Source organism: Pseudomonas sp. 43A, assembly GCF_013363935.1.
Classification (GTDB): Bacteria; Pseudomonadota; Gammaproteobacteria; order Pseudomonadales; family Pseudomonadaceae; genus Aquipseudomonas; species Aquipseudomonas crudilactis.
This window is the reverse complement of record NZ_CP054880.1, coordinates 6551488-6563761: the sequence shown is the minus strand read 5'-3', so window position 1 is coordinate 6563761 and position 12274 is coordinate 6551488. Positions and strand designations below refer to the sequence as shown.

The window sequence follows — 12274 nt, the reverse complement described above, 5'->3', positions numbered from 1 at the left end:
GATGTACGAATCGATGATGAAAGTGATCACCGGCTACGGTTTGATCAGCGGGTTTCTGATTGTCGGCCTGACCATGTGGGTGTCCTACTGGATGTCCAATACCTTCACCAAAGGTCGTTTGCACGGCTCGGCCATCGCCATTCTGCTCGGGCTGGTGCTGTCGTATGTCGGCGGCGCACTGACCGGTGGGCAGAAGGGCGTGGTGGATATTCCGTTGCTGTCGGGCATCGGTTTGCTCGGTGGTGCGATGCTGCGCGATTTCGCGATTGTCGCCACGGCCTTCGGCGTGAGTGTCGATGAGCTGAAACGGGCAGGGTTCGTCGGGGTGCTGGCGCTGTTTGTCGGCGTAGGCACGTCGTTCGTGGCGGGTGTTGGTGTGGCGATGGCGTTCGGTTATACCGATGCCGTTAGCCTGACCACTATTGGTGCCGGCGCGGTGACCTACATCGTCGGCCCGGTGACCGGCGCGGCGATTGGCGCCAGTTCCGAGGTCATGGCGCTGTCGATTGCAGCGGGGTTGATCAAGGCGATTCTGGTGATGGTGATGACGCCGTTCGTGGCGCCGATGATTGGCCTGAACAATCCACGCAGCGCGGTGATTTTTGGCGGGCTGATGGGCACGTCCAGCGGTGTGGCCGGCGGGTTGGCGGCGACGGATCCGAAGCTGGTGCCTTATGGGTGTCTGACAGCGGCGTTTTATACCGCGCTTGGGTGTTTGCTTGGGCCTTCGCTGTTGTTTTTGGCGATGCGCGGGTTGGTGGGATAACAGCTAAGAGCTGCCCTCACCCTAGCCCTCCCGAAACGTCGGACCGCCCGTAGGGAGAGGGGACTGACCGAGTTGTTTTGGCGTTATACATCGACCTGAAAGTCCTGAGTCGAACTCAGGTTTTGAAAGGCCCCCGGTCTGCTCCCTTCCCCCTCGCCCCCTTGGGGGAGAGGGCTGGGGTGAGGGGGTAGCTGTTGATCTTGATCTTGCTCTAAATCCCAGCCTGTCGATTGGCATACATCCGACACTCCGCCAGCAACGCCAGCAAATTTGGATCCCTCTCCTTGGCCTTCAAAAACACCACGCCAATGTGCTGCTGCAACCGGTACTTCTCCTGCAACGGAATCAACTTCACCCGATTCTCATACACCGCCGCAATCCTTCCCGGCAGCAACGCATAACCCACCCCCGAGCTGACCATGCTCAGCAGCGTGAAGATGTCATTCACCTGCATCGCCACCTTCGGCTCGAACCCCGCCTGCTTGAACACCCGGTTACCGTCCTGATGCGTGGCAAAGCCCTGGGTCAGGGTGATGAAGGTTTCATCGCGCACCTCAGCCAGATCCACCTCACTGCGCTGGGCGAACTTTGAATCCGCCGGGGTGGCGAGGAAGATATCGTCGGAAAACAGCGCAATCTGCTCGCAATCCGGGTCGTTGATGCTGTCGTCCAGCGACACCAGAATCGCGTCGACTTCCATGTTTTTCAGCTTGTAGAGCAGGTCGATGTTCGAGCCGAGGATCAGGTCGATGTTGAGTTCACTGCGGCGAATCTTCAGGCCCATGATCAACTGAGGCACGGTTTTCACTGTCAGTGAATACAGTGAGCCAAGCTTGAAACGTTCAGCGGAGAAACCAGCGGCTTCGCGGGTCAGGCGCACGCTTTCGACGACGTCATTGATCAGCTTCTGCGCGCGTTCTTCGAGGACGTAAGCACTTTCCAGCGGCGTCAGGTTGCGGCCTTCATGTTTGAACAGTGGGCAGCGCAGGGCGCTTTCCAGCGAGTGAATCGCGCGGTGCACGCTGACGTTGCTGGTCTGCAACTCGGCAGCGGCGCGGGCGAGGTTGCCGGTGCGCATGAAAGCGAGGAACACCTCGAGTTTTTTCAGGGTCAATTCTTCGTCGATCAGCATGGCGCGGACTCTTTTTGGTATCGGCCGATTGTGCCCAATTACCACGACGCGCGCAGGCTGATGTTGAACAGAAACATTGCGCTTTTACGCTGAAGGCCCGAGCCTTGCGCGCTGCGGTAACGAATGTGAGGTGAGCGATACATGTATCACGGAGAACGATTGAACGCCTGGACCCATCTGGTCGGGGCGGTGGCGGCATTTATTGGTGGCGTGTGGATGTTGGTGATCGCCTGCCTCGACGGCAGCCCGTGGAAGATTGTCAGTGTGGCGATTTACGCGTTTACCTTGCTGGTGCTCTACAGCGCTTCGACCGTGTACCACAGCGTGCGCGGGCGCAAGAAAGCGATCATGAAGAAGGTCGATCACTTTTCGATCTACCTGTTGATTGCCGGCAGTTACACGCCGTTCTGCCTGGTGACCCTGCGCGGTCCGTGGGGCTGGACGTTGTTCGGGATTGTCTGGGGGCTGGCGCTGATCGGCATCCTGCAAGAGATCAAACCGCGCTCCGAGGCGCGGATTCTGTCGATCGTGATTTACGCGGTGATGGGCTGGATTGTGTTGGTGGCGGTCAAGCCTTTGATTGCGGCGCTGGGCACTACAGGGTTTGCCTGGCTGGCGTCGGGTGGGATTTTGTACACGGTGGGGATTATCTTTTTTGCCCTCGATCACCGGTTGCGACATGCGCACGGGATCTGGCATCTGTTCGTGATCGCCGGGAGTTTGCTGCACTTTGTGGCGATTCTGTTTTATGTCCTCTAGAGACACCACCATCCCGCTGTGGGAGTGAGCCTGCTCGCGATGGCGTCCTGTCAGTCGACAGCGTATATGGCTGATGCACCGCTATCGCGAGCAGGCTCACTCCTACAGGGGAACCAGTTCTTCCAGTTGCTTCTGTGCACGATCACTGAAGATTTTCAGCAGACCATTCAGGGTATGCGGCGGCGGTTCGCTGGCGCGGGTCACGGCGTACAGCGTGATCGGCAAAGGCGGGGCCAACGGGCGAATCGTGGTGGTCGCCGTAGACGCGCCGAGTGCAGTAAACGGATCAATCACCGCCACCCCCGCACCCGATTCCACCATCGCTCGCGCCAGTGAATACGTCTGCACGGCGATCCGCACCAGCGGTGGCGGCTCGACCGCTTCCAGATAACTGTCGAGCCGCGCCGCCAACGGATCGGCACTCGACAACCCAATCAACGACGCTCCCGCCAGCGCCATCAATGGCAATGGTTTTCCCGCTTCTTCAACCGGCCAGAAATCTTTCGGCGCCAACGCCACCAACACCCCTGATGCCAGTGCCTGCGCTTTCAGGGCCGGGTGATCGGGCAACTGCAACGTCAGCGCGACATCCACCTCGCGCATCAACAAGTTCTGCATCAGCTCACGGCTGTGGGCGCTGGACAGTTCACAGGCGATGTCCGGGTAACGCGTCGTCCACTGATGAATCGCCGGCGGCAACAACGACAAGGCCAGCGCCGGTGTCGCACCGATGCGCAAACTGTGCCCCGGCTCGCGACGCAGGCTCTGCGCCAGACGTCGCACGCCTTGCAGGCTTTCCGTGACCTTGTCGACCTCACGCTCCAGCTCCAGCGCTTCCGGGGTCGCCTGCAACTTGCCACGCACGCGCAGGAATAACGGAAACCCCAGCTGCTGTTCGGCGTGCTGCAACACTTTGCTCACCGCCGGTTGCGAAACGTGCAGCAGCTGCGCGGCGCCGCTGACCGAGCCGGTCTGGCGTATGGCCTGGAAAATCTCGATGTGACGTAGACGCATGGCGATTCCATAACCTTTGTTTATGGTCCAGGCATCTTTATTCATTGTTCGGCGGCTGTCACCTGGCTCTAACCTCGGATTCGTCTTTACCAGGATTCAGAGGCAGCAATGGCTCAGCGTGTGTGCATCATCGGCGGTGGCGTGATCGGTCTGGCGACGGCCTATGCGCTGGTGCGCGACGGCTTTGAGGTGACGGTGATCGAGGCGCGGCAGTCGCTCGGCACCGAGACCAGTTTTGCCAACGGCGGCCAGTTGTCCTATCGCTACGTCGCGCCGCTGGCCGACGCCGGCGTGCCGGTGCAGGCGATAGGCTGGATGCTGCGTGGCGACTCACCGCTCAAGCTGCGTCCGCGTCTGGATCCTGCGCAATGGCGCTGGATGGCGGCGTTTCTCGCTGCCTGCCGCACTTCGGTCAACCGTGAAAATGCCGCGCACCTGCTGCGTCTGGCGCTGTTCAGCCAGAGCACGCTCAAGCGCTGGCGCGAGGACGATGGGCTGGACGGATTCAACTGGCGGCGCAACGGCAAACTGGTGACCTTCCGCAATGCCGGCAGTTTTGAGCATGCACGCAAAGGCCTGGCCGATCCGCAGCAACAGCAGGTGTTGTCCGCCAGCGAATGCGCACAACTGGAACCGGCGCTGACCGATGCGCCGTTTGTGGGCGCGATCTATACGCCGGATGAAGAGGTTGGCGATTGCCACGGTTTCTGTCAGCAACTGGCGGCGCGATTGAAAGCGTCCGGGCGCTGCGAGTTTCGCCTCGGCCAAGCGGTGACTGCGATTCGGCACAGCAACGGCGTGGTCACCGCTATCGAGTTGGGCAGTGAAACGCTGCCGGTCGAGCAATTGGTCATCGCCGCCGGCCATCGCAGTTCATTTCTGGCGTTGCCCGGTTTACGTTTACCGCTCTACCCGCTGAAGGGCTACAGCCTGACCGTGCCGATCGGCAGCGAGCACCGCGCGCCCGACGTGAGCATCACCGACTACGACCGCAAGATCGTCTACGCGCGTATCGGCGAACAGCTGCGCGTGGCGGCGATGGTCGATATTGTCGGCTTCGATCCGGCAGTTGATCCACAACGATTGGTGCTGATCAAACGTCAGGCTCGCGACACCTTCCCCGACGCCGGAAGCTACGACGCCGTTGTCGAGTGGGCTGGCATGCGCCCGGCGACGCCAACCGGTGTGCCACTGTTAGGTGCCACGGTCTATCGCAATCTATGGCTGAATCTCGGCCACGGTGCGCTCGGTTTTACCTTGGCCTGCGGCAGCGCACAGTTGCTCAGCGAGCTGATCGGCCAACAACACACGTCGATTGATCTGCACGGTTTCAATCCCCGTGCGGCGTGAATGATCAACGCTGTACCGTTCAAAACAACCACATCGACAACGGAGAATAACAATGCAAAAAATCACGTTGCTTGCCTGTACGTTGGGACTGCTGATCGGCGGTCAGGCCCATGCCAATGAGGCGCCATTGACCGGCACGCTTGGCAAGATCGCCAGTGCCAACAGCATCACCCTGGGCTATCGCGATGCCTCGGTGCCGTTCTCTTACGTGGGCGATAACACCGGTAAACCGATGGGCTATTCGGTGGATCTGGCGGGCAAGATTGTCGAGCGAATTCAGCAGAAGCTGGCGCTGACGGATCTGAAGGTGAAGTACAACCTCGTCACTTCGCAGACGCGAATTCCACTGGTACAAAACGGCACGGTCGACCTTGAATGCGGCTCCACCGGGGTGACGGCCGAGCGACAGAAACAGGTGTCGTTTTCCTACGGTTTCATCTACGTCAAAGGCCAGTTGCTGACGGCCAAGGACAGCGGCATCAAAAGCTTCGACGACCTGCGCGGCAAGAACGTAGTGACCACGGCGGGCACGACCAACGAGCGCTACCTGAAGAGCTACAACCACGATCACAAACTCGACATGTCGGTGATCAGCGCCAAGGATCATGGCGAGGCGTTCCAGATGCTTGAGTCGGGACGTGCAGCGGCGTTCTATATGGATGATGCGTTGTTGTACGGCGAAAGGGCCAAGGCTCGCGACCCGCATAACTGGGTGGTGGTGGGGGAGGAGCAGTCGCGGGAAATCTACAGCTGCATGGTGCGCAAGGACGATCCGCAGTTTCTGGCGCTGGTGAATGGCGCGTTGGCGGATCTGTACCGTTCGGGTGAGATCAACGGGATTTATCAGCGCTGGTTTGAACAGCCGATTCCGCCGAAGGGGCTGAACCTGGAGTTCCCGATGACCAGCGAGTTGAAAGCGATTATTGCCAGGCCGATCAGTGATCCGGTGCAGTAAATTTCAGACCGAGACGCCGCCATTCGCGAGCAAGCTCGCTCCCACATTGGATCTCGGTTATGCACGAATTTTGTGTTCACTGTAGACCTGCTGTGGGAGCGAGCTTGCTCGCGAAGAGGCTTTAGAAATCCCCCCAAAGCTGCTGGGCCACCGCCAGTGCCACCACCGGCGCCGTCTCGGTACGCAACACGCGCGGGCCGAGGCGGGCGGCGTGGAAGCCGTTGCCCTTGGCCTGTTCAACCTCGGCATCCGTCAACCCACCCTCAGGTCCGATCAGGAACGCCAGCGTCGCCGGTTTGGCATGACTCACCAACGGCTCCGCCACCGGGTGCAGCACCAGTTTCAACTCGGCTTCAGTCTGCTTGATCCAGTCCGCCAACAACACCGGCGGATGAATCACTGGCACCCGCGAGCGCCCGCATTGCTCGCAAGCGCTGATCGCCACTTGGCGCCAGTGCAGCAGGCGTTTGTCGGCGCGTTCGTCCTTCAGGCGGACTTCGCAGCGATCACTGAAGATCGGCGTAATTTCATTCACGCCCAGCTCGGTGGCTTTCTGAATCGCCCAATCCATCCGCTCGCCACGGGACAGCCCCTGGCCGAGGTGGATGTGCAGCGGCGATTCGACCTGGCCGGCGAGTTGCTCGTCGATCTGCACGGTCACGCGCTTCTTGCCGACTTCCAGCAGGGCGCCGCGAAACTCATGGCCGGAACCGTCGAACAGCTGCACCGCATCGCCCTCGGCCATGCGCAGCACGCGGCTGATGTAATGCGCCTGGGCCTCCGGCAATTCGTGTTCGCCGGTGCTCAGGGGGGCGTCGATAAAGAAGCGGGACAGTCTCATTTCGGGTCTCTGGAAAGATGTGAATCAGGTGGATCGGTGTCGACTTCATTCGCGAGCAAGCTCGCTCCCGCATTTGCAATGCATTCCCCTGTGGGAGCGAGCCTGCTCGCGAAAGCGGCAGTTCAGGCGCCAAAAATTTTGAATCAGCCCGGATCGCGGAAGCCGGGATGGAAGTCTTTTGGCACCGCGACGCTGACGCTGTCACGGGTGGCGATGTCGATGCCTTCGCTGGCGACTTCGGCGAGGAAGTCGATCTGCTCCGGGGTGATCACGTACGGCGGCAGGAAATACACCACGCTGCCCAGCGGCCGCAGCAACGCGCCACGCTCCAGCGCATGCTGGAACACTTTCAAGCCGCGACGTTCCTGCCAAGGGTAGGCCTCTTTGGTGGCTTTATCCTTGACCATCTCGATGGCCAGGACCATGCCGGTCTGGCGCACTTCGGAGACGTTCGGGTGATCGACCAGATGCGCCGTCGCCGAGGCCATGCGCTGCGCCAGGGCCTTGTTGTTCTCGATGACGTTGTCCTGCTCGAAGATATCCAGCGTCGCCAGCGCCGCCGCGCACGCCAGCGGGTTGCCGGTGTAGCTGTGCGAATGCAGGAACGCGCGCAAGGTCGGATAGTCGTCGTAGAACGCGCTGTAGACCTCATCGGTGGTCAGGCACGCGGCCAGCGGCAGATAGCCGCCGGTCAGGGCCTTCGACAGGCAGAGGAAGTCCGGGCGAATGCCGGCCTGTTCACAGGCAAACATGGTCCCGGTGCGGCCAAAGCCAACGGCGATTTCGTCGAGAATCAGGTGCACGCCGTAACGGTCGCAGGCCTCGCGCAGCAGCTTGAGATAAACCGGGTGATACATGCGCATGCCGCCGGCGCCCTGAATCAACGGCTCGACGATCACTGCCGCGACGCTGTCATGATTTTCTGCCAAGGTCTGTTCCATGGCGGCGAACATATTGCGCGAATGTTCTTCCCAGCTCATGCCCTCGGGGCGCCCGTAGCAATCCGGGCTCGGCACCTTGATGGTGTCCATCAGCAGTGCTTTGTAGGTTTCGGTGAATAGCGGCACGTCGCCGACCGCCATCGCCGCCATGGTTTCGCCGTGGTAACTGTTGGTCAGGGTGACGAAGCGCTTCTTGTTCGGTTGACCGCGATTGAGCCAGTAGTGAAAGCTCATTTTCAGCGCGACTTCGATGCAGGACGAACCGTTATCGGCGTAGAACACCCGATTCAGGCCTTCCGGTGTCATCTTCACCAGACGCTCGGACAACTCAATCACGGGTTGATGGCTGAAACCGGCCAGAATCACGTGTTCCAGCTGATCGACCTGATCCTTGATGCGCTGATTGATGCGCGGGTTGGCGTGGCCGAACACGTTGACCCACCAGGAGCTGACGGCGTCGAGGTAGCGCTTGCCTTCGAAGTCTTCGAGCCAGACGCCTTCACCGCGCTTGATCGGGATCAGCGGCAGCTGTTCGTGGTCTTTCATCTGGGTGCAGGGATGCCACAACACCGCGAGGTCGCGTTGCATCCACTGGTTATTCAGGCCCATTTACAGTCTCCTCGAGGCGGCTCGCGACAGGCGCGGGCAAACAATCGCGCAAGCCTATGCAATGCATCGCGTGGGGACAACCCATTGTGTCGATTGAGCTACTTTGTATGAGCCGATAGACGTCGCTGGCGGCGTTTTGATGGCTAACGTATTCTTCGCGGTTCTTTGGGTCGTCTGACCCGCAAAACTGCTTTTTCCTACGTGTATTTCCGGAGTTCGCTGAATGTCTGTCGGTTGGCTGCGCGCCTGTGCGCTGGTGATGTTGGGGCTGTTCAGCGTTACAGCGCTGGCCAAGGATAAAACTGCAATCGTGATCGGCGGCGGCCTGTCGGGCCTGACCGCCGCTTATGAACTGCAAAACAAAGGCTGGCAGGTCACCCTGCTGGAAGCCAAGCCGAGCATGGGCGGTCGCTCCGGCATGGCCACCAGCGAGTGGATCGGCAACGACAAGACCCAGCCGGTGCTGAACAAGTACGTGTCGACCTTCAAGCTCGGTACCACGCCGGCTCCGGAATTCGTGCGTACGCCGGGCTACCTGATCGACGGCGAGTATTTCTCCGCTGCCGATCTGGCGACCAAGCAACCGGCCACCGCCGACGCCTTGAAGCGCTACCAGAAAACCCTCGACGATCTGGCGCGTTCGATCGACGACCCGCAGAACCCGGCGGCGACCAGCACCCTGCACGCGCTGGACCAGATCACCGTATCGAGCTGGCTCGACAAGCAGAATCTGCCGGCCACCGCGCGCCAGTTGATCAACCAGGACATCCGCACGCACTACGACGAACCTTCGCGTCTGTCGCTGCTGTATTTCGCCCAGCAGAACCGTGTCTATCGCGGCGTTTCCGACCGTGACCTGCGCGCTTCGCGTCTGGTCGGCGGCAGCCAGGTGCTGGCGCAGGCGTTCGTCAAACAGATCAAGACCATCAAGACCAATTCGCCAGTGTCCGCGATCACTCAGGACAAGGACGGCGTGACCGTCAAGGTCGGCAGTGTTGGCTACCAAGCTGATTACGTCGTACTGGCCGTGCCATTGCGCGCACTGAACAAGATTGCTTTGACGCCGGCGCTGGACGCTCAGCACCTGGCGGCGATCAAGGGCACCAACTACGGTTGGCGCGACCAGATCATGCTGAAGTTCAAGACGCCAGTGTGGGAAAGCAAGGCGCGCATGTCCGGCGAGATCTATAGCAACACTGGTCTGGGCATGTTGTGGATCGAGCCTGCCCTGAAGGGCGGCGCCAACGTGGTGATCAACCTGTCCGGCGACAATGCCCGCGTGATGCAGGCGTTCGGCGACAAACAGATGGTCGATCAGGTGCTGATTCGTCTGCACGCGTTTTATCCACAGGCCCGTGGCTCGTTCACCGGTTATGAAATCCGTCGCTATAGCACCGACCCGTCGATGGGCGGCGCCTACCTGGCTTACGGCCCGGGCCAGATCAGCAAGTTCTGGCGCCTGTGGGAACGTCCGCTGCAACGCGTGACCTTCGCCGGCGAACACACCGACACCTTGTACCCGGGCACGCTGGAAGGCGCACTGCGCACCGGCCAGCGTGCGGCCAGTCAGGTTGAAGATCTGGCGGCGGGCAAATCGTTTGAGCCAGCCAAAGTGGTCCCGGCCGCAGCAGCGGCAGGCGCGGCGGGTGCCGTGGCGGCGAAGAAGGGCAACTTCTTCAGCAACCTGTTCGGCGGTTCGGATGACGAGAAGAAGCCTGAGCCTGTGAAGGCGCCAGAGCCGGCTCCTGCACCGGTCGCTCCAGCGCCTGCGCCGACCCCGGCACCCGCGCCAGCGCCGGTGGAAGCACCGAAACCAGCGACCCCGGTGAAAGCTGAACCGGCGAAGAAAGCAGCGGCCAAGCCAGCGGCGAAGAAGCCTGCAGCTAAAACCGAGGCGAAGAAGGCCCCGGCCAAACCGGCAGCGAAAAAGGCCGAACCGGCGAAGAAGCCAGCGGCCAAGCCGGCAGCCACGACTGAGACGAAGGCGCAGTAAGCCTTTGCTTCAATAAAAAACGCGGCCATTCGGGCCGCGTTTTTTTTGCCCTGCATTTTTGTCCTTCGCCATCCGGTCACGGAGCTTACTTGTGTACCGGAGCCTTCCCACAAAGTACTCAGAGTGAGGTGATAGCGGGTGCCCCGGCGCCAATTCTATGCTGGGAAAAATAGGAGGCACTTGATGAAAACGTTCACGCTCATGCTTTTGTTGATTGCACTTCCCGGTTGCTCCAACGGGCGTTTCTTTCCTGGCGGTTATAGTTCAGAGCTCGCGCATAAATGCCAGATAGATCCCTACAGCGCCGATTGCCTGCAACCGCCGGCGGTACTTCATAACTAATCAGCCATGAATAGAGGGCCGGTTACTTGGATAACTCTGTCCCGTTCGGCAGTTTCCCTCGACACCTTTGCTTGCGCTTGTGCAGGCGCCCGAGAGTTCAGCAACGATCATTTGTCCAGACGTCCCACGCCGTAATCGCCTTTAATCTTTCCTTAACAAGCCACTTCCAGACTCTTGATCGTATTTCTCGATATTTCAAAGCAAAATTTTCCGCTTTAATTCGATAGATAACTCGCTAGTCTTGGTTCGCAGTTCTCACAGGATTTGGGCAATGCAGCTACGTAATTCTTCTTCGCGCTATGGTTGGGTCAGCATCTTCATGCACTGGGGTGTGGCGCTGGTGGTCTTCGGGCTGTTCGCGCTGGGCTTGTGGATGGTCGGGCTGGATTACTACAGCAGCTGGCGCAAAGAGGCGCCGGATCTGCACAAGAGCATCGGCCTGGTGTTGCTGGCCGTGATGGTGTTACGGGTGCTGTGGCGCTTTATCAGTCCACCGCCGCCGACGCTGCAGAGCTACAGCCGCATGACCCGTATCGGCGCCAGGTTCGGCCACGGGTTTCTGTATCTGGCGCTGTTCGCTGTGATGCTTGCCGGTTACCTGATTTCCACCGCAGACGGTGTCGGGATCCCGGTGTTTGGCCTGTTTGAAGTTCCTGCACTGGTTTCCGGGCTACCGGATCAGGCAGATACCGCTGGGGTGATTCATCTCTGGCTGGCGTGGGCGCTGGTAATTTTTTCCGGCCTCCATGCGTTGGCAGCATTGAAGCACCACTTTATCGATCGTGATGCGACCCTGACGCGAATGCTCGGTCGCAAAGCCTGAAATTCAACCTCGACTCAAAGGAAAAGAAAGCATGTTGAAAAAGACTCTGGCCGCTCTGGCAATCGGTTCTGCACTGCTCTCGGCCCAGGCCATGGCAGCGGACTACAAAATCGACAAGGAAGGTCAGCACGCCTTCGTTGACTGGAAAATCAGCCACCTGGGTTACAGCTTCATCCACGGTACTTTCAAAGATTTCGACGGTACGTTCTCGTGGGATTCGGCCAAGCCTGAAGCCAGCAAGATCTCGGTTGATGTGAAAACCGCCAGCCTGTGGTCGAACCACGCTGAACGTGACAAGCACATCGCCAGCAAAGACTTCCTCGACGTTGGCAAGTTTGCTGATGCCAAGTTCGTCTCCACCGCCGTTAAATCGACCGGCGAAAAGACCGCTGACGTGACCGGCGACCTGACCCTGCACGGCGTGACCAAGCCTGTGACCTTCAAAGCCACGTTCAACGGCGAAGGCAAGGATCCATGGGGCGGCGAGCGTGCTGGCTTCAACGCCAAGACCACCCTGAACCTGAACGATTTCGGGATCAAGGGCCCAGGTCCTTCCTCGCAAACTGCGGATCTGGACATCTCGCTGGAAGGCGTGAAAGTTCAGTAACTTTCGCCCCGCCACATAAAAACGCCACCGGTTGAAAGACCGGGGGCGTTTTTTATTGCCCGTCACATGACTTGAGACCAGCGCATATCCACTGTGGGAGCGAGCTTGCTCCGGGCGGCGATCCGACGAATGCGGTGTGTCA

11 protein-coding genes are annotated in these 12274 nt (G+C 59.9%); 7 read left to right on the top strand and 4 right to left on the bottom strand.

Annotated elements, in window-relative coordinates:
- Position 1 precedes the first annotated feature (1 nt).
- Entirely contained in the window at positions 2-766 is a 765-nt protein-coding gene (madM, locus tag HUW52_RS29005) for a malonate transporter subunit MadM (RefSeq protein WP_016984761.1), read from the top strand.
- Positions 767-977: 211 nt separating this feature from the next.
- Here the strand turns inward: madM and HUW52_RS29000 are convergent, their stop codons facing one another.
- Complete coding sequence (locus HUW52_RS29000; RefSeq protein ID WP_099757407.1) at positions 978-1898, bottom strand: LysR substrate-binding domain-containing protein; 921 nt, start codon at positions 1896-1898, stop codon at positions 978-980.
- A 141-nt stretch (positions 1899-2039) separates the two neighbouring features.
- On the opposite strand from HUW52_RS29000, the gene HUW52_RS28995 reads away from it, so the two are divergent.
- On the top strand, positions 2040-2657 hold the full coding sequence (locus tag HUW52_RS28995) for a hemolysin III family protein (RefSeq protein ID WP_016984764.1): 618 nt from the start codon (positions 2040-2042) through the stop codon (positions 2655-2657).
- 102 nt (positions 2658-2759) lie between these two features.
- On the opposite strand, the gene HUW52_RS28990 is transcribed toward HUW52_RS28995, so the two are convergent.
- Positions 2760-3671: a LysR family transcriptional regulator gene (locus HUW52_RS28990; RefSeq protein WP_016984765.1), complete on the bottom strand. Its 912-nt coding sequence runs from the start codon at positions 3669-3671 to the stop codon at positions 2760-2762.
- A 108-nt stretch (positions 3672-3779) separates the two neighbouring features.
- Here HUW52_RS28990 and HUW52_RS28985 point away from each other — a divergent pair, with 108 nt between their 5' ends.
- Both HUW52_RS28985 and HUW52_RS28980 read left to right on the top strand, forming a co-directional pair.
- The gene (locus HUW52_RS28985) at positions 3780-5021 is read left to right on the top strand and encodes a D-amino acid dehydrogenase (RefSeq protein ID WP_175555536.1); all 1242 of its coding nucleotides are present in this window, start codon (positions 3780-3782) and stop codon (positions 5019-5021) included.
- A 52-nt stretch (positions 5022-5073) separates the two neighbouring features.
- Positions 5074-5976, top strand: a complete 903-nt coding sequence (locus tag HUW52_RS28980) for a transporter substrate-binding domain-containing protein (protein ID WP_016984767.1) — start codon at positions 5074-5076, stop codon at positions 5974-5976.
- Positions 5977-6097: 121 nt separating this feature from the next.
- Here the strand turns inward: HUW52_RS28980 and HUW52_RS28975 are convergent, their stop codons facing one another.
- Positions 6098-6817 carry a 16S rRNA (uracil(1498)-N(3))-methyltransferase gene (locus HUW52_RS28975; protein ID WP_016984768.1) on the bottom strand — a complete coding sequence of 240 codons (720 nt, stop codon included), beginning with the start codon at positions 6815-6817 and terminating at the stop codon, positions 6098-6100.
- Between the two features lie 143 nt (positions 6818-6960).
- The gene (locus HUW52_RS28970) at positions 6961-8367 is read right to left on the bottom strand and encodes an adenosylmethionine--8-amino-7-oxononanoate transaminase (RefSeq protein ID WP_007913711.1); all 1407 of its coding nucleotides are present in this window, start codon (positions 8365-8367) and stop codon (positions 6961-6963) included.
- A gap of 223 nt (positions 8368-8590) precedes the next feature.
- Between HUW52_RS28970 and HUW52_RS28965 the strand changes: the two genes are divergently transcribed.
- The 3 genes from HUW52_RS28965 to HUW52_RS28955 all read left to right on the top strand — a co-directional run bounded on the left by HUW52_RS28965 (position 8591) and on the right by HUW52_RS28955 (position 12132).
- Complete coding sequence (locus HUW52_RS28965) at positions 8591-10360, top strand: flavin monoamine oxidase family protein (protein WP_175555535.1); 1770 nt, start codon at positions 8591-8593, stop codon at positions 10358-10360.
- Between the two features lie 613 nt (positions 10361-10973).
- Positions 10974-11525: a cytochrome b gene (locus HUW52_RS28960; RefSeq protein WP_016984771.1), complete on the top strand. Its 552-nt coding sequence runs from the start codon at positions 10974-10976 to the stop codon at positions 11523-11525.
- Between the two features lie 31 nt (positions 11526-11556).
- Positions 11557-12132, top strand: a complete 576-nt coding sequence (locus HUW52_RS28955) for a YceI family protein (protein WP_175555534.1) — start codon at positions 11557-11559, stop codon at positions 12130-12132.
- Positions 12133-12274: the final 142 nt, after the last annotated feature.

What these genes read in the sequence shown, in the direction of transcription:
- HUW52_RS28990 (WP_016984765.1), bottom strand. Translation starts at nt 3,671, where the DNA reads ATGCGTCTACGTCACATCGAGATTTTCCAGGCCATACGCCAGACCGGC.
- madM (WP_016984761.1), top strand. Translation starts at nt 2, where the DNA reads ATGTACGAATCGATGATGAAAGTGATCACCGGCTACGGTTTGATCAGC.
- HUW52_RS28980 (WP_016984767.1), top strand. Translation starts at nt 5,074, where the DNA reads ATGCAAAAAATCACGTTGCTTGCCTGTACGTTGGGACTGCTGATCGGC.
- HUW52_RS28965 (WP_175555535.1), top strand. Translation starts at nt 8,591, where the DNA reads ATGTCTGTCGGTTGGCTGCGCGCCTGTGCGCTGGTGATGTTGGGGCTG.
- HUW52_RS29000 (WP_099757407.1), bottom strand. Translation starts at nt 1,898, where the DNA reads ATGCTGATCGACGAAGAATTGACCCTGAAAAAACTCGAGGTGTTCCTC.
- HUW52_RS28955 (WP_175555534.1), top strand. Translation starts at nt 11,557, where the DNA reads ATGTTGAAAAAGACTCTGGCCGCTCTGGCAATCGGTTCTGCACTGCTC.
- HUW52_RS28970 (WP_007913711.1), bottom strand. Translation starts at nt 8,367, where the DNA reads ATGGGCCTGAATAACCAGTGGATGCAACGCGACCTCGCGGTGTTGTGG.
- HUW52_RS28995 (WP_016984764.1), top strand. Translation starts at nt 2,040, where the DNA reads ATGTATCACGGAGAACGATTGAACGCCTGGACCCATCTGGTCGGGGCG.
- HUW52_RS28975 (WP_016984768.1), bottom strand. Translation starts at nt 6,817, where the DNA reads ATGAGACTGTCCCGCTTCTTTATCGACGCCCCCCTGAGCACCGGCGAA.
- HUW52_RS28985 (WP_175555536.1), top strand. Translation starts at nt 3,780, where the DNA reads ATGGCTCAGCGTGTGTGCATCATCGGCGGTGGCGTGATCGGTCTGGCG.
- HUW52_RS28960 (WP_016984771.1), top strand. Translation starts at nt 10,974, where the DNA reads ATGCAGCTACGTAATTCTTCTTCGCGCTATGGTTGGGTCAGCATCTTC.